This is a genomic window from uncultured Methanospirillum sp. (assembly GCF_963668415.2).
Taxonomy (GTDB): domain Archaea; phylum Halobacteriota; class Methanomicrobia; order Methanomicrobiales; family Methanospirillaceae; genus Methanospirillum.
In genome coordinates, this window is record NZ_CAXXDL010000001.1 from 430,095 (window position 1) to 451,339 (window position 21,245).

A 21,245-nucleotide genomic window follows, 5' to 3' on the forward strand; every position below is an offset into this window, starting at 1 on the left:
GGGTACAGGGGATCTACCATGATACAATTAGATGATATATCGATGAGCAGAAAACTGCTCATCCTGATAGCAGTTGGTGTTATTTCAATTATTATAATCGGGATATGTGGGTTATACACTGCAGGATCGATAAATTCAGAGATTGATAAAATATACAAGAATAAATATGCCCATTCCATGCTCGCAAATGGAGCATACTCTGATATGCTGAATTATGCAATCGGTGGATACACATTTACCCTTTCATCTAACGTTTCTGAAAAAGATCAGATTTTTAAGACGAAGATGGAGCCATTCGGGGTCTCACTTCTCAATCGTGTTGATGACTATTCATCAATAGAGATGACTGAAACCGAAAAGGATATGATTAAGGAGATAAAGGCGGCATCTTCAGATTACTTTGAGATAACAAAACGGGTTAATTCATTAACACTTGAAGGAAGAGAAGCAGAAGCCACTCAAATACGGTCCCAGGAGGCCATTCCTAAACGTAATATCATCCTGAATGACATTCAGAAACTGATGGATGAAAACAATCAGACCGCAAGTCAGTGTTACACTGAATCAAATAAGATGTATTCTCTTGCACTTCTGGTTATCATTCTTGTTATTTTCATCTGTACGTTAGTTCTTTTGTCAATTGCATGGGTAATTACACGGAACATCAATCGGAGATTTAACCTTCTAATGAAGGGAATGGACGAATTAGGGTCAGGTAACCTGTCGTATCATATTGATATGAAAGGTAGTGATGAGATCAGTTCGATTGGTTCTTCCTTTGATGCAATGGCAGTAAATTTAGAGAAACAAAACCGGGAGATCAAAGAAAACCTGGAAAGATCTAAATTTGCCAATACTTCAATCATGAATATTGCTGAAAAAATAAGAAATGGAGATCTGGATATTCGCATTGATTCTTCCAAATATTCAGGCGAATTCAAGGTACTGGTTGAGGCGATTCATGACTTGGTTGAAGCTTTTCTCAAACCAAATATGGAGGCCATGAGAATTGCCAATGAATTTGCCACAGGAAACTTTTCAGTCAGGTATGATGAGCAGGCAGATGTAAGAGGGGATTTCAAGCGGTTCAAGGATGCATTAAACGAGAGTGGAAGATCAGTATCTGGTGCAATTATTTCTATTCAGCAGCAGATGAGTGATCTGACTGCAAATGCCGAGGAGGCTAATGCAAGTACTGAAGAGGTCGCAGCTAGTGTAAAGGCGGTTGCAGATTCATCCATAAGTGTCAGTGAAAATGCAGAGAAATGCAAAGATGGAGTTTCTCAGATTCTAAAGGCGATGGAAGAACTCAATACTACGGTAAACCAGGTTGCTGTCAAGAGTGAACAGGTGAGCAGACTCACAACCGAAGCTGATAAGTATTCCAGGGAAGGTGTCACACTCGCCGGTGTTGCTGAGAAAGGAATGGATGGTATTACCCAGTCAACCATCGAGAGCAGGAAGAATATGGAGGATATCAGCCACCAGATGGAAGAGATTGGAAAGATTGTGGGCCTTATCAGGGATATATCAGATCAAACCAGCCTTCTCGCCCTCAATGCAGCGATAGAAGCGGCACGGGCAGGAGAGGCAGGACTCGGGTTTGCTGTCGTCGCTGATGAAGTGAAAGCACTTGCTCACGAGACTCAGACATCTGCTGAAAATATCGCATCCAAAATTGAAAATCTTCAGAGCCGGTCAGTCCAGGCATCAGATGCTATGGAAAGAACGGTAAAAGATGTGGAGACCGGAGGAAAGGCACTCCAGGATACTCTTCAGTCATTCTCCCGGATTGCTGAGTTGATAGGTGATATTAATCTGAATGTTACCGATGTTGCTGCAGCAACCGAAGAGCAGGCGGCTTCAGTTGAAGAGATTACCGCAAGTATTACTGAGATTGGCAGTCTTGTATCGAATACTTCCAAAGATGCAGATTTGTCTGCAAATTCAACGAATGAAGTATCTATGGCGGTTAATCAGATCTCTCAGGTTATTGGGAACCTGAATGGCATCGTAGAGAATGTGCAGAATCAGGTTAATTTCTTCAAGGTCTGAAAGGTTCACAGAGAACCTAAATCAGATTCTTTTTTTGAGAGAGCAGAGGAAACCTGGTTCAGAAGCGTATTCTCTGAACTATTACTATTCTAAATATACAATAAAAATTTTGCATGAAAAAGTCCTTTTCACCGGCCCTACCTGGGGCCCCCAACGGGGCACCGTTGGGGTTTTTTTAGAAGAGTTCCGCATCCATAACCTCTTTATTATACCTGTAATGAATATCTCACAGCAATATTGTTTCATAGGAGTACGGTAAACAGTTCTCAAAACATCCAGAGTATGATCACAACCAAAATGAAGGAACGTCAATGAGAGACATACAATTTATTGCCATGCATCGTGGCGGCAGTCTTTCGCTCGAAGATCACCGGAAACTTATGAAATGGGCCATTAACTGTTATGAGCACGTATTGCCTTATTACGGCTGCAAAGAGGATCAGGTTTTACAGGAAGCCATGACTCTCGCTATTTCATGGTCACAAGGCACAAGTACAACAGGAGATCTCATGAAGGCCTCACGAAAAGTTCACGCCCATGCAAGAGAGATACCCGATCCTCTTGCCAGTGCAGTTGCCCGGTCAATTGGGCAGGGCGTTGCAACAGCTCATATGGCAGACCATTGTATCGGAGCGGCCTTGTATGCTCAAAAAGCAGCCATCCTTGCAGGAAATAAGGCGTCAGAAGAGAGAGCATGGCAGATAGAAAAATTACCTTCAGATCTTCCTGATGTTATCAGAGAACTCGTAATCCACACCATCCAGATGAAAGGAAGAGGTTTCGGATTACGGGATGATATGTGAACAGAGAAGGGAAATTATACCAACACTTCGTAAGAACAGACTGTTTATCTCATTCCCTCAACCAGACAGGTTTAAGCAACTCACTCTCAAAGAAGAGGTTATGATCCATCCCTGATCTCTATCCAGAGTTCAGAGTCAAGGATACTACCCGGAACATTTGCTTCCATCTCAAGGAATAACGAGTATGGTACAGAGAACGTGAATTTGTCAGACCCAAGTGTTCTTCTCACTGCCTTTCTTGCCATCAGATCAGTAAGCCCAACAATTGCCCTCGGGTTTTCTGACAACTCTTCGTTGTACGTACAGACCCCAAATGCCTGACACCCCGAAGCACCAGCTGCAACAACCACCCGATCAATAATCTGACCACGGGGATAGTTAGCAAGAATCGACAGCACAGATATCTGGTCAGGATTTGCAAGAAAGATTACACTTTTTATCATCTCATCAGGCTGCGTGAGAGAGAAGGGTTTGAAGAGAACATACTTTGTTGGGACATCATAGTGCGGCAATACATTGAGAAATTCCTTGGCAACTCCCGGGTTTTTCTTGATCCTCTCTCCTTCCTTGAGCATCTCTTTTTGGTGAGGATTTGATATCGCATCAAGACGTGCGTCAAAGGCCTCAATATCTGTGCAGCCGTCTCGTCCATTCGAGAGGAAACAACAGAAGTTATCTTCATTTCCTGAAGAATGTGTTTCAAATGGCCGCCCAAATCCTATTCCGATGGCTCCTCCACAACATCCAAACGAATCTCTGGATAATGCTGTAATCTTTCCATCAAGGACAGCCTTGGCATAATACCACATGAGACATGCCCAGGTTCCGGGCCGAATCTCAAGTGCATGTTCGGGTTTTGTATTACTCCACACGATTGCGACCGGTTCTGTTTGTATTCCGGCCTTTTTTGCGATCTCACTTGATATAACCATAATCAATCTTCCTCCGGATTCAGATTTGAGATGACACGTTTGATGAGAGTATAGAGAGCCTCTTCTTCTGTTGCTGATATTCCTTGCAGAACATTATCATTGATCTGATCTCCAATCCTGACAAGGTCTTTTTTGAGGGCTAGTCCGGTCTTGGTAAGAGAACATATCCATTGCCTGTTATCTGACTGGTGTTTTGTCCTGACTATGAGACCGGCATCCTCGAGTTTTCTGATCTCTCTGGAACAGAGGCCTTTGTCAATCTCGAGATCTCCGGCAATCTGCTCCTGGTTGGATCCATCATACTTGTAGAGATACCGAAGTATTGAGTACTGTGTGATTTTGATCCCAAATCCAGAGAGTTCATTGTTTAATTGTTTTTGAATGAGCCAGTATGCCAGTGAAACATACTTTCCAAATGGCCCGTCCGTATCTCTCATGCAATTAGTTGATGAGTCAACAAGATATTTAATGTTGACTGGTCAATGATTTGCGAAAAAGATGGGTAACGATGGTGACACGACTAGAGGGCAATTACAAGAACTGAATTGAGCCACCATAAAAAAATGATGAGTTGATACCATATCTCAGGATATATCTGAAGGTCGTATCTTTGTAAAAATGCAGACAGGATTATTATTGCATAGCCTCTCAAAAAGATTCTGAAATAGATTCCAAATAAGAAAAGCCTTGTATGATACTGACGAATAGTACCGGTATTGATGATATGATCGCCAACAAAGTTGTAATATCCATTATTGTCAGTCTTCTCCTTGTGAGTCTCCTTGGCATCTCATTTGCAGAGAAAGAGAACGTGAATGTGACTAATATATCCCAATCAGGAGATATCTTAATAAATGAGACGAACCAGTCGTATCAGAACCTCACGAACGGCACTGCTCAACGCATAGCAGATGGAACAAAAACAAATGATACCGATAATGCTGTATCACAGGGTGGAATAAAGAACTTCATGAAGAGTTTTAAGTATCAGTCAGAAGTGTAGGACTACTCACTTTTTTCCATCGCCCAGGGATACCAGACCGGAGAGTATCGGGATTCTAATGCCGGAAAGGTCATGATCTACATAAAGAACTCTTCTGTACGATTGTCACAGTTGCTGAACTACCATCGGTGATCATCCGGAATATTTCGAAAGAACCTATGCCTCATGGTACCTACAGGTATTCAATGACCAGTGATCAGATCCCGGTTGACGCAGTCCCTCCTCTCGCCCTGCTGATTCCTCTCAGTCTCCAGCACCTGTTTGCAATGTTCGGGGCTACCGTTCTGGTTCCTGTACTTCTGGGCATCAATCCGGCGACGGTATTACTGTTCAATGGAATAGGAACTCTGATTTTTCTTGCCATCTGCAAGTGGAAAGTACCTGCATATCTGGGATCGAGTTTTGCATATATTGCTCCATCTCTCATCATCATCGGATCCTACGGGTACGGAGCAGCCCTCTCCGGGTACATAGTTACCGGATTACTCTTTCTGCTGTCAGCCCTGATCATCTACCGGTTTGGAACCGGCTGGGTCAAAATACTATTCCCAGATGTTGTTATGGGCAGCGTCGTTGCTGTTATTGGTCTTGCACTTGCGCCTACCGCAGCAAAATTATCAGGACTCAGCATGGACAATCCGGATCTCCATGTCGCTGCAATATCACTTTTTACTCTTCTGGTTACGATCATCAGCATGACCGTCTTTAAGGGGTTTCTCCGGGTAATTCCGGTACTTATCGGAATCATCGGGGGAAGCACACTGGCGATTCTCCTCGGCCAATTCTCGATGGAGAAGATCATTGAGGCTCCCTGGCTGGCTGTGCCCCCGTTCTATACTCCGGTGTGGTCGATTCATGCCATAATAATACTCATCCCGGCGTTTTTTGTCACTTTGGTGGAGCTGATCGGGCACCTGCAGGTGACAGGCAGTATCGTCGGAACTGACATGATCAAGGATCCCGGCCTCTTCAGGGTGGTGATTGGAAAAGGGATATCCTGCACCCTGTCAGGCTTTTTTGGTTCTACTCCAAATACCACGTACTCGGAGAATATCGGGGTGATGGCAATCACCAGGGTGTACAGTACTGCTGTTTTTGCTGGTGCTGCTGTCTTTGCTATTCTTATCTCCTTCTGCGGAAAGTTTTCTTCTGCGATTTTGAGTATCCCGGACCCGATCATCGGCGGTATATCGCTTCTACTCTTTGGTGTAATCGCCTCTCAGGGTATACGGATGATGATTGAAGCAGGGGTGGATCTCTCACGAACAAAAAACCTGGTCCTTGTCTCTGTCATCCTCGTAATTGGATGTTCAGGAGCCCTTATCGATCTGGGACCGTCAAATATAGAAGGGATGTCTCTTGCCACCATCGCAGGGATTGGACTTAATCTGCTGTTCATCGGGCTTGAAAAGTATGGAATATGGAATGGAAACCAGGATAGTCAGTCCTGATTTTCCAGAACAATGCAGATATTCAGGATACAAATGGTCCAAGAGAACATGCAAATTATGAATATCTCACCCTCCAGTTTCCTGCCGGAACGATCAATTCAAACCGGGCACCGTTATCCTGAATCCCGGTCTCCCTGATTGCGATATTTGTTATGGAAAGGATCTCTTTGATAAAAAACAGACCTAATCCTGATGTTTTTCCAAATCCTTTTTCAAAAATCTTTGCCTTCAGTTCTTTCTGGATACCAATCCCATCATCTTCAACAATAATCAGACAGGTCTCTCCATCCGGTTGATAATACGAGTGAATGTAGGTCAGATTTACTCCGTATTTCATGGCATTATCACAGAGATTGTACATCACCTTCTCAATCAGGGGATCTGCGTAGATCTCAAGATTCTCAAGATTATTTTCAAATCTGACAGAGCCGGTAAAAAAAGGAGCAGAGGCCTTTTCAAAAAGATCATATGCATTTTGCCATGATGGTGCCTGAATACCCAGTGATTCGTAGTCTTTCATGAATTCTATATGAGAATTTATAATCAGGGACTGCTTCAGGATTGTCTGAACTATCTTTAGCAGTTCGGGATCTGTTATCTGTTCAACCAGAAGTGAATTGCAGAGCATCAGTACCTGAAGACTGTTGTTCACATCGTGCCTGGAGATTGCTGATAGGAGGTGTTGTTTTATATTTAAGCATTTTCAACATCTCTTCCCTGGCTATTTGTGTAGAGATATCACGAGCGATAATTGGCTCATCGACATTTCGTATGGGTAAAGTATCAGCGAATGTAATCAAGTACAATGATTCTTGCTGAGGAACTATTTCATGCCGCTCTTCATTTAACTGCTCCTTGGACCATATCCTCCCTAAAATTTCAGGAGGGTGAACGAAAATTAGAAATTTGGATTGAGTAGGTTCTGATTACGAAGATATATCCCAATCTTGAAGATTTTCATCAATCGTTACTTGAAAAGCGGTATTCTCCATGTGGCACAAGGATATCAAACCGTGCTCCTATTCCTGGCACCCCATTTTCGGTGATAGTAATTCCGGTAATAGAGAGAATTTCGCGGGAGAGAAAAAGACCGAGACCAGTATGTTTTCCAAATCCTTTTGAGAATAATTTTTCTTTATCCTCTATACTAACTCCTTCCCCATCATCTTCTACCACAATGATCAGGGAATCATTTTCTTCATGACTTGAAATACGGATTGATGTCATTTTTTCACCTCCGTATCGCATTGCATTATCAAAAAGATTATAAAACACCTTCTGGAGTAGTGGATCTGCGAATATCTCCAGATTTGATTCTTCGAAAATTATCTGAACGGTTTCAGGGTGAAGCAGTGTAGAACAACTTTTTATGATAGGAGCGACCTTCTGCCAGTTTGGAGCCACTACACCTAAATCTTCATAATCTTTTGTAAAACTGATCTGATGATAGATATTATCGACGATACCTTTCTCTTTCTCAATTATTTCCAATTGTTTGGTTGTATCATTAATTGCATCTTTAGCGAACTCCAAAAGAAATAACAGGACCTGAATCTGGTTATTGATATCATGCCTGGTGATACTGGAGAGCAGATTTAGTTTTTTATTAGCCTGTCGTAAGGCCTTTTCTGCAAATTTCCGCTCTGTGATGTCCCGGACAACTCCCAACATGACTCTGGTTCCCTGAATGTTTACAACATGGGTGTTGACTTCAACTGGTACGATTGAACCATCTTTTCTCCGGTATTCAGTCTCAAACCTTGCAGTTCCGGTGGTTCGTTGTGTTTCAAGGATTTTTTCAAGGGGTGGAGAATGGTAATCAGTTGTGATATCAGAAGGTGACATTGCGAGCAACTCATCCCTGGTATATCCTAATATCCTTGAGGTGATATCGTTAATCTCAGTGAATCGTCCTAGTGTCCCATCTTCATTGATTTCATGGATATGTATCGCATCAGAAGTATTGTTAAAAATATCACGGAACTTCTGCTCGCTCTCAATAAGTGCATCTTCTGCCCGTTTACGGGCAGTTACATCATCATATATGGCAACGACTTCCCCTGAAGGAAGTATATAAATATAATTCTCCCGCCAACTGGAAACACGGTTATCCTGATAAAAGGAGAGGGGATGATGTTCGGGTATTCCTGTCTTCCAGACTCTTTGGAATACTTCCATAATTCCGAACTCAAAGATACCAGGAAATACCTCGCTGACATTTTTTCCTATCATATCCTGCTTTGAAATTTTTTCAATTGCTTCAGCAGCGGGATTAACGTCAACAATTACAAAATTTGCACCGTCATCCACTGCCCGGTAGACCACAACACCACTGCTCATGGAGTTGAAAAGTTCCCTAAACCTGAATTCACTCTCCCGCAGGGCTTCCTCGGCTGATTTACGTTCTGTGATATCCATCAGGTTTCCAGAAAGAGCCAGTTGACCCTGGTACGGTATCAACGTCCCCATGATACTGACGAGGATAGTCCTTTGGTCTTTGGTGATCAGACGGCATTCATAGACACTGATCCTTTCCTTATGGTCAACACGTGCCATCATCCTATCCCGAACCATATCACGATCATCAGGGTGGACAGTATCCAGGGGATCCATCCCTATCAGTTCCTCAGGAGTATACCCCAGAATCCTTGCAAAGGTGGGATTCGCATACTTCACCAGGCCATCCATGAAAATATAAACCCCGGTCAATGAGCTCTCACTCATTGTTCGAAACCGTTCTTCGCTTTCTTTGAGAGCTTCTTCCACATGCTTACGCTGGATAAGGATCCACGCGTTTTTAGCAAGCAGGGTTAGCACGATGATATCTTTCTCCAGGTAATCTGTTGCTTTATTTCCCACACCGATTATTGCAACAATCTTGTCTGCGTCGAATATTGGGACGACGAGTTCACGAAGGACTGGAGCATGACCTTCAGGCAGCCCTTTTTTATGTGGCAGGTTTGCGTAATCATTGTGAATGATAGGTTTTCGTTCACGGAGACAGTCTACCCAGACACCTGCTTTCTCCACTGGATAGTGCCGATCGGGTCCCTTGGGAATAAAGCAATGTTTACGGGTTTTTGTCGACCATGCAACCAACTGGATCGTCTGTCCATCAGGATTTATTAGATGAAAGAATCCGATTGTACTGTTTGTAAGCCGTTCTGCTTCATCGAGCGTGTAACTCATGCTCTCGCTTGCAGACATGGTATCAATCAACTGGTTTAATTGTACTGCAACCTGAACAGCCTCTTCAGCCTGTTTTCGTTCAGTGATGTCAAAAATAATCCCCTGGAAGTGTGTGATCTGGCCGGCATTATCTCGTCGAATCCAGGTTCGATCATCAATCCAACATATTGTCTGGTCCGCTTTTATGATACGATATTCCTGGTTGAATTCTTCGCGTCCCTCTTCTGAACTATATCGGGTCACTTCAGCAAAAACGCGGCCAATGTCATCAGGATGAATAATATTTGAAAAAACTACATTGCCAGAAAGGAAATTTTCTACAGTATACCCAAGTTGACCGATGTTTTCAGATACATATTGCACCGGCCATCCCTCTTCTGCTTTCCAGACAAAGACAATGGCTGGACTGTGCCTGATGACAAAGTCAAGTTCCTTTAACGATTTCTCAGCCTGTTTACGTTCAGTGATATCCCAACCTTCTGCGATGAGAAGAAATACAGTACCATCCTTATCCTTCACTGGTTTTAACGAAAAATCAATATTCACTAAATCTTTCCCTGATAGATGGGTTGCTTCGAAACGCACTACTTCCCCAGATGCTACACGCCGGATTGCACGTTTCAATTGATCCTGTTGAACAGGATCGTGGACCCACCATGGGGTGTTCCAGAAAGGTTTTCCAAGAACAGATCCAGGGTCGAGGTTTTCATCACGGAGATATTTTACCGCTACCGCGTTCATTTCCCTGAGTATTCCCTGATAATCAAGTATTCCCATCAGATGATACGTCTGGTCAAAAACGGCCCTGAATTCTTCTATACTCTCCTGCAGGGCATTCTCTTTCTCTTTCAGTTCACGAAATATCAGGTTATATGGCCGGGTCAGGCTGATGACAATAAATACCCGGCAAAACAGATAGACCGAGATGAATCGAAAGAGGTGACCAAGCAGGTTCATGGACCCGTATACACTCACATAAGAGGTGAAAGCCAGTTCTCCGAGAAGGAGAAATGTCTGCGCTAAAATGAGAAGTTTCAAGACGACTGGATCGAAGTATTCCCGTTTAAGGAACAGAATAACAATCGTAAGAATAAGGATAAACGAGATGATGAACTCGCTTACAATTTTGAACGGGGTCAGTCCGATACCCTCAATGTAACAGGATGGAAATATATGCCAGGCTAAAATGCTGGCATAGAGGAAGGCAGATGCAATGGCACATACCGCAATATTTATACTAGCATCATATTTTTGATCCCTGGTAATAGATCTCCCGATAAAAAGGGTTGCGAGAAAGAAGGTGATACTCTGAAAGTAACGTGCTGCGATCCAGAGTTGTGTGGGTAAATCAGCACTATTCCCTGGGATGATATTCATACCTTTGTATGCTATGGTATGGAGGAGATCGAAGCTACCGAAGAAGATGAATGATATACCAATAATTAAGAAAAAAGCCCCCGATATCTGTCTTCTGGTATTCCAGACGATGATAAAGATTGATAAAACAACGGCGAGACCCGCACCTTCTACGATAGTGTGGAAGAGAAGATAATTAATGGTGCTGATGAGATAAAGGGCACCAAGCATGATAAAGATGAATAAAATCTCAATAAGATTTGTCAGTTGAATAGGGATATGGAGAATCTTCTGCATGATGGAAGTTTGATAACCCATTGATGACACCGGTCTGTTTCCGTTATGTTTCAAATGAACTTATATGTGATTATACTTTTTTTACACAAAGGAATACTATGTGGGTCATCAATTGAACGAGGAAAGATCAAACCAAGAACCTGCCGGAATTAGAATGGGCATGCCTGAAACTATTTTCGGGGATAACGGTGATTGAGCAGGTCACATTCAGACCAATCAGTAGTTCGATTCACGGTGGAGACCCGGCTTATGTGATGCTCGGGTGAAGAATACCGGTGGCCGGGCACTTGAAGATGGATATGTGACGATCAGATTCATCAGTAAGGATAACTCGTTTTCTTACAAGGGAGGAACGGCCCATATTCCGACCATCAATGCCGGTGAGGAACGGGATGTTCCCTTGATCATCAGGACCCAGGGAGCGGGAGAAAAAAAGACAGGTAACACCCTCTATTGTTCCGAGTATCTCCTGGACGGCAGTATCTATGAACTGATGGAAGGTGGATATTTGAGAAGAGGGGGGACCTGATCATGCCACGTGAAAAATATATCGATATTACCGGTTGTTGTCAGGAGCCTTATAGCGGAACCTCGGTCAGAGGATGCAGGGGTTCATAGAAGGGTATCAGATGAGAGATGTGATTGTCAGGAGAGGAATGCAGGATTAAGAAGGAGACCTGGCTGATATTAGGTTGGAAGGGTTTAAACCAGGGTTGAGACAGGGAGTTAAATAAAAATACCACTCCCGGGTGAGTGGCGACGGTTCATGAGCATTCGAAAAAAGACTTCTGGATTTACGGACTCTCCCCGAGCCCGTCCAATACTTCCCTGAACTGTTCCAACGCAGCTTCGAGGTTGTCCACAATCTCCGCTGCGATAATATCCGGCTCCGGTAGATTATCCGCATCTTCCAGGCTCTCATCCCGGAGCCAGAAGATGTCAAGGCTTACCTTGTCCCGGCCGAGGATCTCTTCATACGTGATCGGTTTAAACCGCTCTGATTCTTCCCGATCATGCCTTTTTTCCGGGTGATAACATCTGATAAAATCCTCAAGATCTGCATACTTGAGAGGATTCGTCTTCAGAGTGAAGTGCATATTGGTCCGGAGGTCATAAAACCAGACCTTTTCTGTCCAGGGAGTTTCTGATGCCGGTTTCTTCTCAAAAAAGAGGACGTTTGCTTTGACCCCCTGTGCATAAAAGATACCGGTAGGGAGCCGGAGAATCGTGTGAAGATCGCATTCATGAAGAAGTTTTTTCCGCACAATCTCCCCGGCTCCTCCTTCGAAGAGGACGTTATCAGGCACCACAATTGCACACTTTCCATTAATCGTGAGAATCGTCCTGACATGCTGAAGGAAATTGAGCTGTTTGTTCGAGGTGGTCGCCCAGAAATCTCCCCGCTCAATGGTGAGCCCTTCTTTATCGGCCTTCCCTTCTTCATTTACGATGGTGATGCTACTCTTTTTTCCAAAGGGAGGATTGGTGAGGACGATATCATACCGATCTCCGGGGTCTGCAGCCAGGGCATCAGCGACCGTGATAGGACTTTCATCTCCTCCAATCCCGTGAAGAAACAAATTCATGGCACAGAGCCGGGCGACATTATCCACGATATCGTATCCCCTGAATATTTCTGATTTGAGCTGTTTCATCTGCTCTTTATTGAGGTTGAAATGCTCGAGGAGATACTCCTGGGCTGCAAGAAGAAAACCCCCGGTTCCGCAGGCAGGGTCGCAGATCGTCATACCTGGCTGAATATTGGTGACCTCAACCATCGCCCTGATGAGGGCTCTCGGGGTGAAGTACTGCCCGGCACCGGACTTGGTATCTTCTGCATTCTTCTGGAGCAGGCCTTCGTAGATATCCCCTTTCATGTCGATATCCATGCTGACCCAGTTCTCACCATGGATGAGAGAGATGAGGCGTTTGAGCTTTGCAGGATCGTTAATCCGGTTCTGGGATTTCCGGAAGATGACCCCCAGCATTCCTTCCATCTTTCCGAGAGATTCGAGGATATGCCGATAGTGAACTTCGAGTTCATCTCCATCTTTCTCGACCAGACTTTCCCAGTCCAGCCCGACAGGAATGGTTGAGGGTTTGTTGAAAGGAGGTTTTGTCTGCTCATCTGCCATCTTCAGGAAGACAAGGTAGGTGAGTTGTTCGACATAATCACCATACGAGACCCCGTCATCCCGGAGGACATTACAGTAATTCCAGAGTCGCTGAACAATAGTTGCGGATTCGTTTGCCATTAGAGGCTCCGTGAAAAGAGGGATTCACAGGTCTCATAATCCAGAAGCCCTGACTTAACATACTGATCGCTGATCTGTGCAATTAATCCGCGATGTGTTTTTGTTACCATTCCCTTTGTTGAAAGCAATGCTTTTGCTGCATAATACATTGCATAATAACTCCGGGATACTGCATCCTCATAATGACCATTCTGATGAAGTTCTTCAGCGACTGAAAGGCGTTCATACGCCTTTTGAAAGAGAATTCTTCCTTCAATCGATTCAGACAACAGTTATCCCCTCACGTGCTACTTCTTGTATGAATAAAAAACCGGATTGCTTCTGATACTGTTCTTCGGTCATCACTTTTGCTGAAATCATCACTCCAATTTCCGGGTAAAAATAAAATCCAGCATCCATAATACTCTTTTTTAGTTCCCAGGTATCATCGTTTGTCAGAACAAGAAGATCAACATCAGAGTCTTTATGATAATCTCCCCGGGCGTAGGATCCAAATAAGATGATCTGATATATTTTACCGGGAAATTTAGTCAGGATCTTCTCAGTAAACCTGGAGATTGCCTCTTGTACGATAGGAGGGAGGGATTGAGGGATAGTGGAAAAGGTCTGATTCATTGTGCACTCCGTTTATGCAGGGATTGATATGGCTGTTCCTTGTCTGATGAAAGACATCCGGAGGGAGTGTTCAGTCTCATACTCTGTCGGGGTCAGGAGGATGAGGTCTACCGGGATGCGATACCGGTCGATGATGTGAAATAATGCAGACTTTACCCGTTTTCGTCGCTCAAGTGAGGTAAGACCCTCGAATGATGGAGAAATGAGAGCGAGATCGATATCACTCTCGTTCGTTGCTGATCCATCAGATTGGGAGCCGAATAGCACGATCATGGTAATATCGACACCAAGGTTTTTGATTTCTTGTAAGAAGTCGGCAATCAAAGTTTCAATTCGCGAATCCATGTGAGGAATCCTCCGGTATCTTCTATGATCGTGTGGGCACTCTCTTCAGTAATATCAGTCAGAAGAATATCAAGCATCGGGGGGTATCTGACCTTCACACTCACATCTTCCAGAATATCCATCAGGTTTTCAAACCTTTCAGGAACTCCTCCCGGAATGGTCTGGATGAGGAAATATAAGCTATGAGTCCGGGGAGGTTGGGTCTGAGTATAATGGAGATAAAGAGCCTTTAATCCTTTTTCAAGAGCCAGATGACAACAGAAAATGGCTTTGGGATATCTTTTTCCCAGGAATAAATATTCGGCATCCTCATAATCGTACTCGGCCTGACGGAGCCATTCAGATACTTCAGGTATCATGATTCTTTCGACCTCGTTTCTTTGGTTCGGCGGTTAGTTTTTCCTGTCGGATCCGGTCAAGGAGGACCGAGGCAGGTTCGTCGCTGGGATCCTGGGGTACGAGACGGCCTTCGAAAGCTTTTTTCAGGATTGATTGACGGAGTTGGGTTGATTGAAGGATATATAATTTAAACTCTTTTTCGAGGTGATCTATTATTGAGAGTTGTCTATTCACTTCAAGAACAATTTGCTCCTGTTCTTGCATAGGTGGGAGGGGAAATTCAAGATCTGCAAATCTCTCCCCGCCAAGGTGAGCAATGTTAGTTGTCCAACGTGCAATTTTCTCGAACTTACCATTGTGTAAATATCCTCTGAATACAGTTAGTGCAAATTCTGGAAGTAAACATGAGTAAACCCTAAATCTTATCAGTGTATTCGTAAAACAAGCATTAGGTACTTCATCTCGATATATCGCAGGCCTGCCGACTAACTCTTTACTTTGACCTTCATTAAGAAGAATATCCCCATACTGAAGATGATAAATAACAAACTCTTCGGGAGTGAAGTTCATTTCTTTAATGTCTGAAGCCTCAATTCTATCTTCATAAACATTTGCCACCCGAAGATAAGGACGCATATTTTCACCATTATGATGTTTAGGGGCACGTTGCCTGCCTAATCGAGAATCTCCAACTTCTTTTATCCGTACCCAAACCCACCCCTCTGGAAGGTCTGGCAGACCCTCAGTATTAACCGGCAGCAGTTCCTTGTATTTCTTATCCTTCCGCCGTTCTTCCCGGATCCTCTCTAGCAACACCGATGCCGGCTCGATCTCATCCATGTGTGCCTCTCGCCATGCCTCGGTCAGCTTTCCTTCGAAGGCATGTTTCAGGACGGCTTTGCGGTATTGGAAGAGTTTATCTTGAACTTCCTGGAGGCTGGCGATGCCGGCGTCGAGCTGAGTGAATAACTCTTCGATCTTGGAGACGATGCGGTTTTGTTCGTTAAGTGGGGGAAGAGGTATTGAGAAAGAACGAATATCCCTTAGTCCTAAATCAGGTACTCCGATACTTCGCTTTTTTTTATGGGATTGAGTTTGTATAGAATGAGAACGGAGCAACCAAAACAAGTACTTATTGTAAATATTTTGATTAAATACCTTAATTAGGCACAAACTATATGAAATTTGAAATTTTAGTGAACGCGGAACGATCCTTACCTTACCAATAGTACCGATACGAGAAAATAATAAATCTCCAGGGTCAGGGTGACACTTTTTAGATAACCTAAAGTAATCCTCTTCTGATATTTGTTTGGCATTTTTAAAGTCGATATTATCTTCTCCATTAAAATCTTTAGGAGAAATAAACAGAACTCCATGATCAACTGCTTTTGGCATTTTGTGATCGACATCAAATATATCAGCAATTATACTAAGTTCTGTTAATATCCATCCTTTAGGGATTCCTTTATTTCCTATTTTCATCCCACTAACAGCTCCGATAACTCCCGCATCACCGGTCCTCAACTCCCCCTGCAAATTTCCGCCCCGGATGGTAATATTTTTTATCTCATTGGTCATAATATTCAAATTATTTTTTCATTACCTACGGAGAAAGGAGATTTTTAAAAACTACTAATAAACTTCTTCATGGGTTCCAATGTCAACAAGAAACACCGGGTGCATGAACTATCCAGAGGATCCGAATGGTTTTTGCTCCACATCCTGAATATTTTTAATGAGCTTTTCATCCCCGATTACTTCAATCATTGATATTTACCCATAAATCGTGAAACGATCCCGTTTTTGCACTCCCGGACTGTGCATGTAACAGGGCCTCTTTTCCCCGGGATGCAAGGTCAGATCGTCTCTTATCTCTCAACCGGTTTTGGAGAATATCGAGCAGATACTCCTGGTCATCAGTATCAAGTTCACCAATCTCTTCCAAAAGAAGATTAATTACAGGCATACAAATAACCTCTTAATATGTCAAAGTCAGCAATAGGCTTTGCGAACCGGACGGAAATGATATTTCATAGAGTTCCTAAAACTATCTGATGGGGTCCGGTTAACGCACTCCCCAGAACACTCGATCGGGTCTTCATCCTCTCAAACTCATCAATCGTATAACAAAGATAATCGATCGAATACCCTGACCTGATACTTTTTCTGACCAGGGGAAACCGCTCATGCTGAAGAACACCCCGGAACCTCTCTGAAACCAGGATCACATCCAGATCCGACTCCTCATGGGCTGACCCACTCACCCGGGAACCGAAGAGAATCACCAATGAAGGGGTAAACAACTCGGTCAACCTTGGAAAGATCTCCCCTTTGAATGATTCAATAACCCGATCCTCCATAATAGGTATCTCTGAATGATGATGAAAACTCAGGTAAACCAACTCGTTCAGTTGAAATAAGGGTACTGATCAATTCACTACACTTTGTGTAGTGAATTGTTATTTACCCTGCCAGAACCTCGGATAGTTCCAGCATCAACGGCTCAAGCCGCTCCCCGAAAACCTCCCAAGCCTTCATCCTCCCGCCCCGGTCAGAAAACGGGTGATTATCAAGATCCTCCATATCAATCGAGAGTGACGCGGCGATATGGTCCCGGATCATCACCAGCCACCGGCATTCTTCAGGAGTAAACTTTTTTCCTGTCCCCTCCTGTTCCGAAACCCAGCGTTTGAACTCGTCATGCACATGGGTATCGAACGGCTCCAGAACCGGTTCTTCACCGATGGCAAACCTGAGGAGTGACACGATATTGGTCAACAGTTTCTGTGGTCCGGCACCATGGACTTTTGATGCCTCAAGCTGGGCATACGCCTTCCAGAGGATATCAGTACTCAGCAGATAGGGAGGCTGCTCAATCCGGTTCGCCAGTTCCTTAATCGCCTCATAGGTCAGATGACGCCGGCCATACGGCTGGCTGTACAGAATCCGGAGGGCCTCCAGTTCATCCTTATTGGTCTCAATGAACGTGGTAAAGGTAGAAACAACAGCCTGTGCCTTCTCTTTCGCGTGAATATCAAAACCGGAAAAGACGACCTCATCGATGCTCACCCGGTCGATAACCTGTTCATTCTTACGTCTGATATCCTCAAGCATCCGGCGGATTGCAGGGTCATCAAACGGCCTACATGCCTCGGTTGTCAGAACCTCGGTCGCCTCTGTCACCTGCCGGGAAGTAGGGGAATCCACTGCAAAGATCTCCCGGGCCTTCTGATCCTGGACATCGGGATCGGTTGCATCCATTAGGCGGTTGATGATCCTCCGGATCGGCACCTTTGTTACCTTCTCAAGATCAGCCCTGTCCGGAGAAGTCATCTCCCGGTCAATCCTGGCAATCCGTCCGGCAAGCGAGGTGAGCGTATCATCATCCCTGATACCGGTGGCAACCTGCTGAAGCAGCTTCTCAAACGATACTGTCCTCTTTCGCTCAAGAGGCCTGACCTCAAGCTTCGGACTTTCACAGACCCCGACCGCATCAATCAGGATGAAATGGGTCTTATGTTCTGCATCAGGCGTCACACTCTGGAGATCGGTATCACTAATCGTCCGGGTACCCCGGCCTTTCATCTGATCAAAATACGTCCGGGACCGCACATCCCGCATGAACATCACACACTCAAGCGGCTTGATATCAGTCCCGGTAGCGATCATATCCACCGTTACCGCTATCCGGGGATGATAACTGTTGCAGAAACTCTTGATCAGATTCTCGGGCTTCTCCCCGGTGGTCCGGTAGGTGATCTTCTTACAGAACTCGTTCCCTTTCCCGAACTCTTCCCTGATTATATGAACGATCTCTTCAGCATGGGCATCATCCTTGGCAAAGATGAGCGTTTTGGGAACCTCGGTCCTGCCCGGAAATATCTCGGTAAACAGGGCATCCCGGAACGTCCGGATCACGGTCCTGATCTGGTCGGGAACCACAACAGCCCGGTCGATCTGGGTGGGCGTGTAGGTAAAATCCTCATCAAGCATCTCCCACCGCTCCTTACGGGAGAGTTTGTCACGTTTCCCGACCCAGAACCCTTTCTCTATCTCCGAGCCTTCATCAGTGATCCTGGTCTTGATCCGGTACACCTCGTACCCGACATTCACCCCGTCAGCAACTGCCCGCTCATGACTGTACTCCATCACCAGATTATTATGGAAAAACCCGATCGTCTGCTTTGACGGGGTCGCCGTAAGACCAACTAATGAGGCATCAAAGTACTCAAGCACCTGCCGCCAGAGATTATAGATTGAGCGATGACATTCATCGGTAATCACGAAATCAAACATCTCTATAGGGATCTTCGAATTGTATGAGATCGGAATCGGTTGCTGATCACCAGGCATATCAAAAAGTGACTGCTCTTCATTCTCCTCCTCAAAGACCTCATCACCTTTGAACATCGAGAAGAGCCGCTGTATTGTGGTGATGCAGACACGGCTGACCGGATCTATCGTATTTTTGGTTAGATGCTGGACATTATAGAGATCAGTGAACTTACGCCCATCATCAGGCGTTACATACTGCTGAAACTCCTTGAGCGTCTGACGGCCGAGATTGCTCCGGTCTACAAGAAAGAGCACCCGTCTTGCATGGGCATGCTTGATCAACCGGTAGGCAAAGCTGACTGAAGTGAAGGTCTTGCCTGACCCGGTTGCCATCTGGATAAGTGATCGAGGGTGATCACCGGCAAATGAGACCTCAAGATTGGTGATCGCTTCCACCTGGCAGTCCCGAAGTCCCCTGACAATCAGGGGAGGCATCTGCTGGAGACGGCGACGCAGCGGTGATTCCTCCTTTGCCCAGGACCGAAGTGTCTCCGGCCGGTGAAATCCGAAAACCCGGCGGGACCTGGGCTCTGGATCCTGTTCTGACCGGAAAAAGGTCTCCACCCCTGAACTTTCATAGGCAAATGGCAGGGGACGAAACAGAGTGGGAACCGCTGCAGGCATACTGGTCCTATAGGCCTGGGTCTGTTCAGAAACTCCGGAGAGCGTAACCCCTTCATGTTTCGCTTCTACAACCCCGACTGCTTTCCGGTCAATAAATAAGAGGTAATCTGCAAACCCGGCTCCGACCGGAAACTCACGAACTGCAACCCCAAAAGAGGCGCCCAGATTAATATCACGATAATCCTGAACATTCCAACCGGCTGCTTCAAGCATCAGATCTATCTGCTGACGGGCCTTCTCTTCTGGCTTCATGATTGTGGAGAAATAATTCCTCTGTCTCGCACATTGTTTGAACCAAAAAACATTAAATGTATTGATTTTATCTCATCAATGCCATGAGAGCACTCATGGAACCTCAACAGGGGCATCAAAGAGTGACTGAAAAGAATGGCTGAAAAGATACCACGAAAATTTACTTCCCCATCCCTCTGATTGAGAAGATAACATCCCTTCTATCCCTCCTCAAACAACGCTGCCTTTTTCTTCGGCCATTTCTCCAGCATATTCCAGACCTGCATAGCAACAGTTACAAACCTTCCACCACCTTCTCCCGGAATCTCGATCACTATCCCATGACCGGATGACGATAACTCTACCGTTCCCCCGGGTTCAATATCTATCCCTTCCTCCCGGTTCAATACCGCCCGTGTATCATTCCCTGATATTCTCCCGATCTCACCCGGACCGTCAATGATAACCCTGATCTGCTTATGAGCAGGATCCGGCTTCAGCCTGCCCACTTTCCAGAGAACTGAGTAGCCGAACAAGAACCAGAAGAGATGAGGCAGATGGACCCTGAATATCTGCCTCATGATCCCTATCTGAGAATCATGGACCGGCATGAATCACAGACTGCAACCCAGGCCCTGAATCGTGCCAGGTTGTCTTGAACATATCACAGACCTGGTATCTCCCGATATCAGAGATCAGCCTGTCATCGACCCGGCATCAATCACACCGGGAAGAGACCGGAATGATGCAGCCTCATCACGTTTTGTCTTCTCATAACATGACCTGCAGATTTTCCTGTTCATTCGTACCGGAGCAGACATCCGTTCCTGGAAATGAACCCACTCTGATCCGCAGCAGTCACACGGCCCAACACCAAACCCCCGGTCGATCTCACAGAAGTCAGACGGTCTTATTTTGAAGGTATTTCCCGGATTCTCGGTGCTCGCGGAAGTTGCTACAGTTTCCAGCCCATTCCGGGCGTTCGCGGAATCGTCGCGTAAAATGGGGCGAGTACCAGAGTGCCCGGAATCGCAATCGGAAGATACATCGACCCCAGTTACCTACTCATGATCAGTCGTCGCGGAAATATCAGGGTCACAAGCACACGGACATGATACCGTGGTATCAGATACTACCTGTACTGTACTTTCAAATTTTCCGCGAAGAGTACCTAAAGTACAATAATATTATTATTTTTAGTAATTACCTCCTAATTCTCATCCGGATTCGTCGCGGAAACTTCCGCGACAATGCCGCAACGTTCCGCGATTCCGCGAGATGGATCATGAGGATCACTCTCACACTCACTCCTCTCATTCAAACTATCAGGGTAAATTCTGTGAATATCTCGGTTTTAAAAGGGTGGATGGAACGCAACCAGGAGTATACCCGGGAGGCTGGGATCAATACAG

19 protein-coding genes are annotated in these 21,245 nt (G+C 45.0%); 5 read left to right on the forward strand and 14 right to left on the reverse strand.

Annotated elements, in window-relative coordinates; genetic code table 11:
* Nucleotides 1-18 precede the first annotated feature (18 nt).
* The gene (locus ACHZA2_RS02070) at nt 19-2,055 is read left to right on the forward strand and encodes a methyl-accepting chemotaxis protein (RefSeq protein ID WP_319578326.1); all 2,037 of its coding nucleotides are present in this window, start codon (nt 19-21) and stop codon (nt 2,053-2,055) included.
* Nucleotides 2,056-2,366: 311 nt separating this feature from the next.
* Nucleotides 2,367-2,858 (forward strand): putative immunity protein, encoded by a 492-nt coding sequence (locus ACHZA2_RS02075; RefSeq protein ID WP_319578327.1) that lies wholly within the window; start codon nt 2,367-2,369, stop codon nt 2,856-2,858.
* A gap of 98 nt (nt 2,859-2,956) precedes the next feature.
* Here ACHZA2_RS02075 and ACHZA2_RS02080 read toward each other — a convergent pair whose 3' ends face one another.
* Together ACHZA2_RS02080 and ACHZA2_RS02085 are read right to left on the reverse strand one after the other, a co-directional pair.
* On the reverse strand, nt 2,957-3,790 hold the full coding sequence (locus ACHZA2_RS02080; RefSeq protein WP_319578328.1) for a DUF169 domain-containing protein: 834 nt from the start codon (nt 3,788-3,790) through the stop codon (nt 2,957-2,959).
* A gap of 2 nt (nt 3,791-3,792) precedes the next feature.
* A complete protein-coding gene (locus ACHZA2_RS02085; RefSeq protein ID WP_319578329.1) occupies nt 3,793-4,227 on the reverse strand; it encodes a MarR family transcriptional regulator in 435 nt (144 codons plus the stop codon).
* A 254-nt stretch (nt 4,228-4,481) separates the two neighbouring features.
* Here ACHZA2_RS02085 and ACHZA2_RS02090 point away from each other — a divergent pair, with 254 nt between their 5' ends.
* Both ACHZA2_RS02090 and uraA read left to right on the forward strand, forming a co-directional pair.
* Complete coding sequence (locus ACHZA2_RS02090; RefSeq protein WP_319578330.1) at nt 4,482-4,793, forward strand: hypothetical protein; 312 nt, start codon at nt 4,482-4,484, stop codon at nt 4,791-4,793.
* Between the two features lie 185 nt (nt 4,794-4,978).
* On the forward strand, nt 4,979-6,244 hold the full coding sequence (gene uraA / locus ACHZA2_RS02095) for a uracil permease (RefSeq protein WP_319578331.1): 1,266 nt from the start codon (nt 4,979-4,981) through the stop codon (nt 6,242-6,244).
* Between the two features lie 55 nt (nt 6,245-6,299).
* Here uraA and ACHZA2_RS02100 read toward each other — a convergent pair whose 3' ends face one another.
* On the reverse strand, nt 6,300-6,872 hold the full coding sequence (locus ACHZA2_RS02100; protein WP_319578332.1) for an ATP-binding protein: 573 nt from the start codon (nt 6,870-6,872) through the stop codon (nt 6,300-6,302).
* 332 nt (nt 6,873-7,204) lie between these two features.
* A complete protein-coding gene (locus ACHZA2_RS02105; RefSeq protein ID WP_319578333.1) occupies nt 7,205-11,107 on the reverse strand; it encodes an MASE3 domain-containing protein in 3,903 nt (1,300 codons plus the stop codon).
* 241 nt (nt 11,108-11,348) lie between these two features.
* On the opposite strand from ACHZA2_RS02105, the gene ACHZA2_RS02110 reads away from it, so the two are divergent.
* Nucleotides 11,349-11,615, forward strand: coding sequence for a hypothetical protein (locus tag ACHZA2_RS02110; protein WP_319578334.1), 267 nt, complete (start codon nt 11,349-11,351; stop codon nt 11,613-11,615).
* A gap of 265 nt (nt 11,616-11,880) precedes the next feature.
* On the opposite strand, the gene ACHZA2_RS02115 is transcribed toward ACHZA2_RS02110, so the two are convergent.
* The 10 genes from ACHZA2_RS02115 to ACHZA2_RS02160 form a co-directional block, all read right to left on the reverse strand.
* Complete coding sequence (locus ACHZA2_RS02115) at nt 11,881-13,341, reverse strand: class I SAM-dependent DNA methyltransferase (RefSeq protein WP_319578335.1); 1,461 nt, start codon at nt 13,339-13,341, stop codon at nt 11,881-11,883.
* Nucleotides 13,341-13,610 carry a HEPN domain-containing protein gene (locus ACHZA2_RS02120; RefSeq protein ID WP_319578336.1) on the reverse strand — a complete coding sequence of 90 codons (270 nt, stop codon included), beginning with the start codon at nt 13,608-13,610 and terminating at the stop codon, nt 13,341-13,343. The genes ACHZA2_RS02115 and ACHZA2_RS02120 overlap by 1 nt, the downstream gene beginning before the upstream one ends.
* Nucleotides 13,603-13,956: a nucleotidyltransferase domain-containing protein gene (locus ACHZA2_RS02125; protein ID WP_319578337.1), complete on the reverse strand. Its 354-nt coding sequence runs from the start codon at nt 13,954-13,956 to the stop codon at nt 13,603-13,605. The genes ACHZA2_RS02120 and ACHZA2_RS02125 overlap by 8 nt, the downstream gene beginning before the upstream one ends.
* A gap of 12 nt (nt 13,957-13,968) precedes the next feature.
* A complete protein-coding gene (locus ACHZA2_RS02130) occupies nt 13,969-14,301 on the reverse strand; it encodes a nucleotidyltransferase domain-containing protein (RefSeq protein WP_319578338.1) in 333 nt (110 codons plus the stop codon).
* The gene (locus ACHZA2_RS02135; protein ID WP_319578339.1) at nt 14,277-14,660 is read right to left on the reverse strand and encodes a HEPN domain-containing protein; all 384 of its coding nucleotides are present in this window, start codon (nt 14,658-14,660) and stop codon (nt 14,277-14,279) included. Before ACHZA2_RS02135 ends, ACHZA2_RS02130 begins: the two co-directional genes overlap by 25 nt.
* Nucleotides 14,650-16,221: a restriction endonuclease subunit S gene (locus ACHZA2_RS02140; protein ID WP_319578340.1), complete on the reverse strand. Its 1,572-nt coding sequence runs from the start codon at nt 16,219-16,221 to the stop codon at nt 14,650-14,652. The genes ACHZA2_RS02135 and ACHZA2_RS02140 overlap by 11 nt, the downstream gene beginning before the upstream one ends.
* Nucleotides 16,222-16,402: 181 nt before the next feature.
* Nucleotides 16,403-16,609: a hypothetical protein gene (locus ACHZA2_RS02145; RefSeq protein WP_319578341.1), complete on the reverse strand. Its 207-nt coding sequence runs from the start codon at nt 16,607-16,609 to the stop codon at nt 16,403-16,405.
* A gap of 64 nt (nt 16,610-16,673) precedes the next feature.
* Complete coding sequence (locus ACHZA2_RS02150; protein ID WP_319578342.1) at nt 16,674-17,003, reverse strand: nucleotidyltransferase domain-containing protein; 330 nt, start codon at nt 17,001-17,003, stop codon at nt 16,674-16,676.
* Nucleotides 17,004-17,106: 103 nt separating this feature from the next.
* On the reverse strand, nt 17,107-19,854 hold the full coding sequence (locus ACHZA2_RS02155) for a type I restriction-modification enzyme R subunit C-terminal domain-containing protein (RefSeq protein ID WP_319578343.1): 2,748 nt from the start codon (nt 19,852-19,854) through the stop codon (nt 17,107-17,109).
* Between the two features lie 200 nt (nt 19,855-20,054).
* The gene (locus tag ACHZA2_RS02160; protein ID WP_319578344.1) at nt 20,055-20,414 is read right to left on the reverse strand and encodes a hypothetical protein; all 360 of its coding nucleotides are present in this window, start codon (nt 20,412-20,414) and stop codon (nt 20,055-20,057) included.
* Nucleotides 20,415-21,245 lie beyond the last annotated feature (831 nt).

Bases quoted from the DNA above. Each gene is read 5' to 3' on its own strand.
- ACHZA2_RS02070 (WP_319578326.1), top strand. From the start codon at position 19: ATGATACAATTAGATGATATATCGATGAGCAGAAAACTGCTCATCCTG.
- ACHZA2_RS02075 (WP_319578327.1), top strand. From the start codon at position 2,367: ATGAGAGACATACAATTTATTGCCATGCATCGTGGCGGCAGTCTTTCG.
- ACHZA2_RS02080 (WP_319578328.1), bottom strand. From the start codon at position 3,790: ATGGTTATATCAAGTGAGATCGCAAAAAAGGCCGGAATACAAACAGAA.
- ACHZA2_RS02085 (WP_319578329.1), bottom strand. From the start codon at position 4,227: ATGAGAGATACGGACGGGCCATTTGGAAAGTATGTTTCACTGGCATAC.
- ACHZA2_RS02090 (WP_319578330.1), top strand. From the start codon at position 4,482: ATGATACTGACGAATAGTACCGGTATTGATGATATGATCGCCAACAAA.
- uraA (WP_319578331.1), top strand. From the start codon at position 4,979: ATGACCAGTGATCAGATCCCGGTTGACGCAGTCCCTCCTCTCGCCCTG.
- ACHZA2_RS02100 (WP_319578332.1), bottom strand. From the start codon at position 6,872: ATGCTCTGCAATTCACTTCTGGTTGAACAGATAACAGATCCCGAACTG.
- ACHZA2_RS02105 (WP_319578333.1), bottom strand. From the start codon at position 11,107: ATGGGTTATCAAACTTCCATCATGCAGAAGATTCTCCATATCCCTATT.
- ACHZA2_RS02115 (WP_319578335.1), bottom strand. From the start codon at position 13,341: ATGGCAAACGAATCCGCAACTATTGTTCAGCGACTCTGGAATTACTGT.
- ACHZA2_RS02125 (WP_319578337.1), bottom strand. From the start codon at position 13,956: ATGAATCAGACCTTTTCCACTATCCCTCAATCCCTCCCTCCTATCGTA.
- ACHZA2_RS02130 (WP_319578338.1), bottom strand. From the start codon at position 14,301: ATGGATTCGCGAATTGAAACTTTGATTGCCGACTTCTTACAAGAAATC.
- ACHZA2_RS02135 (WP_319578339.1), bottom strand. From the start codon at position 14,660: ATGATACCTGAAGTATCTGAATGGCTCCGTCAGGCCGAGTACGATTAT.
- ACHZA2_RS02140 (WP_319578340.1), bottom strand. From the start codon at position 16,221: ATGACCAATGAGATAAAAAATATTACCATCCGGGGCGGAAATTTGCAG.
- ACHZA2_RS02145 (WP_319578341.1), bottom strand. From the start codon at position 16,609: ATGCCTGTAATTAATCTTCTTTTGGAAGAGATTGGTGAACTTGATACT.
- ACHZA2_RS02150 (WP_319578342.1), bottom strand. From the start codon at position 17,003: ATGGAGGATCGGGTTATTGAATCATTCAAAGGGGAGATCTTTCCAAGG.
- ACHZA2_RS02155 (WP_319578343.1), bottom strand. From the start codon at position 19,854: ATGAAGCCAGAAGAGAAGGCCCGTCAGCAGATAGATCTGATGCTTGAA.
- ACHZA2_RS02160 (WP_319578344.1), bottom strand. From the start codon at position 20,414: ATGAGGCAGATATTCAGGGTCCATCTGCCTCATCTCTTCTGGTTCTTG.